This window comes from Shewanella sp. GutDb-MelDb, assembly GCF_002836075.1.
GTDB lineage: Bacteria > Pseudomonadota > Gammaproteobacteria > Enterobacterales > Shewanellaceae > Shewanella.
This window is the reverse complement of the sequence record NZ_PJBM01000045.1, coordinates 1-2,953: the sequence shown is the minus strand read 5'-3', so window position 1 is coordinate 2,953 and position 2,953 is coordinate 1. Positions and strand designations below refer to the sequence as shown.

The 2,953-nt window shown below is 39.5% G+C and carries 1 protein-coding gene; it reads right to left on the bottom strand.

Annotation, left to right across the window (positions count from 1 at the left end):
• Positions 1-832: 832 nt before the first annotated feature.
• Positions 833-2,713: a methyl-accepting chemotaxis protein gene (locus CXF82_RS01025; RefSeq protein ID WP_102043526.1), complete on the bottom strand. Its 1,881-nt coding sequence runs from the start codon at positions 2,711-2,713 to the stop codon at positions 833-835.
• Between the last annotated feature and the right edge of the window lie 240 nt (positions 2,714-2,953).

Sequence of the window (2,953 nt, the reverse complement as noted above, 5' to 3'; positions counted from 1 at the left end):
TATCTCGGAGTGTGACTCGTCCCTGCTTTTATCGCTTTTCCGCTTCACTCTATCTTTCTTCAACAATGCAAAAAGCATTCAGTGACTGCATATCATGACAGTTTCTACTGTGGCACATGCTTGCTTCTATGGTTTGTTGTTAGGAAAGCTTCGTCAGTCAGAACATGTATATAACTTAAAAAACTCATATATCCAGCTTAGACTTTTTGTAACGCTCTTCGCATCTATCCGATTAACCACTCACAATAGTGGCCAATTCGCCTTTTTAAAGGGATGGGAGTAGTAGGATCTCGATGAGATCACGCAGTTATCCACTGACACCTACTTGGACATAAAAGAGCGAGTACTTGGATTAGGAAATGTAGGACAATCGTATGTTCGATAGACATAATGAACGATAATCAAACAGGCTGAATGTATAATTGAGGACAAACTAAAATCAAAAACCAAATGATAGCCTCAAAGATAAATCTAAAAAATCAGTATAGGGTTAATAGCTATTATTCTAAAGGCTGTCGCCTTTATTGTTACCACGGTAACTGAGAATTACCATAGTAATACATCTTTTGAAAATATTATAAGATAGGTTTTTGGAACACGAAAAATAATACACATAATGATGTGTGTTATTTTTATTTTAAATTATAAAGATGCAATAATCGGTTAGCTCAAGCCATTTAACTTTAAATGGGATAATCATTATTACCTTAATTCAGATATTTATAAACCTCATTAAAAAAGCGAACCATGTCAGGTTCGCCTTTAAAATTGATTGAATAGGTTATTCACAAGTTTTTAGAAGAGTGGTAAGCCTCTGAATAGGTGCCAGTCTTTAAAGTTTGAATTGGCTCACTATACCATTTAGGGTATTAGCCATTCCGCCGAGTTCTTGTGCAAGTTCCGTGGTGCTATTAGAGTGGATATTTGTTTCTTTGGCCGAATCATTGATCTCTAAAACACTCTGGTTAATTTCCGCAGCTACCTGAGTCTGCTGCTCTGATGCCGTGGCTATCTGGTCATTCATATTGAGAATAATAGAAACAGATGTGGTGATTTGTGTCAGGGATTGATTTGCTTCCTCTGTCTTTGTCGAGGTCAGTTGAGCCAGCTGAGTATTCTTCCCCATCTGTTCTACCGCTTTTTTTGCCTCTGTTTGTAGCTTTTCAATCATCAAGGTGATCTCATTAGCACTCTCTTGTGTCCGGCTTGCAAGACTTCGAACTTCATCAGCCACGACCGCGAAACCACGACCTTGCTCACCGGCTCGTGCCGCTTCAATTGCAGCATTTAGAGCCAAAAGATTCGTCTGATCAGCTATTCCTTTAATCACATCGAGAATGCTACCAATATTGACAGTTTCGGCCTCAACGTTTTCGATGACATGGGTCACATTGTCCATCTCATTGACCAGTGAGCGGATATTAGAGTTCATATCCTCTACCACCTTCATTCCTACTTCAGAATGCTCACTCGCCCCCTGGGCCGATTCAGCCGCTTGCAGTGCACTTCGTGCTACTTCATCGACTGTAGAAGTCATTTCGTTCATCGCCGTCGAAGTCTGCTCGAGCTGCACTGTTTGTGCCTTTGAGCCATCACTCATAGTTTGTGCTGACGATGACAGGGAGGCTGAAGAGCTATTAAGTGCAATTGTCGTTTCATTAATATTGGCGACAATAGCTCTAAGATTCTGTGTCATGGAGATCACATTGCCATATATACCTTCTTCCAAGCCTGAAGTGGATAAATCCATACTTAGATCACCCTCTGCAACTTGTTTGACCATGTTTGATATTTCCAGTGGTTCCCCGCCGATAGGTTTATAAATAAGACGAATAACCATCTGGTAGATAACGATCATCAGTGCAGCGAGTGAGATAGCAATCAAAATTAGCGTGCCATATAGGTTATTCATGCTGGCAGCTTCTATGACTTTCATGGCTTCATAACTAGCCACTGTCCAGTTACGAACCTTCATCTTATTACTTGTTACAAAGTACTCTCCCAAACCCGGAGCACTGTATGTCATCGACTTGTTTGATTCAGATATTACTTTGTACTGCGGACGTAATTCAAATATGTTCTTACCAATATTGTCTTTTACCTCACTCGATACTATGTAGCCATCGCTTCGGTAGACGAACATCTGATTGTTACTGGTAAGAGAAGCGACATAATCACTGAATAATTTAACCGGGATATTGATTAACACGACTCCGGAAATTCGTCCTTGGTACATGATAGGCACAGAAAGACCAAACACTTCAACATTCTTAGTGACATCAACAAAAGATCGAGTCACTACGTAGTGCTCTCCTTCAAAAATCTTCAAAAACCATTCACGTTTAGCGGTGATAGCATTGAAATTGAGTACGGCTTTACCATCACTAATTAGGGTGCCATCTTTTAAACCTAAATAGATACCAGCCTCCCCTTCAATCGTATTAGCGATCTCTTCGACAGTGAGATTTGCTCGTTCAAGATCGAGGTTGCCATAGTCATCGAAAAAAAATGTACCAGAATCGATTACGTCGAAAAAACGCATTAACTTTTCATCTAATGCCTGGGCTACGAGCTTTGATTGCGTTTCAACTTTATCCTGATAACTGGCCTGACTGAACTCCGCAAAATTTTGATAAGCAAGGATGGATACAAAGAGCACCATAAAAAATGATAACGAAGTAAAGAGCCCCGTTATTTTGTGTTTCAGTAGCATAGATATTTCAGTCCATATTTTAAGAACAAAGAATCAGAGGGTTTTTACTTAGTCATTACAGACTTGATCATAAAAACTTCATTTTAATTAATGGAAAGATACAAATAATCTTCATAATGGGCAACGTAGTTTGGCCTGACTTTTGAAGTCTTCTGCAACATGGTAAATATCTGTAAACCCTGTCCACTTATGGAATTAGTTCCAAATTGTTATGGTCACCTTTGATGTGTTTACGGGTTT

Coding starts and splice junctions, on each gene's coding strand:
- CXF82_RS01025 (WP_102043526.1), bottom strand. CDS start 2,713: ATGCTACTGAAACACAAAATAACGGGGCTCTTTACTTCGTTATCATTT.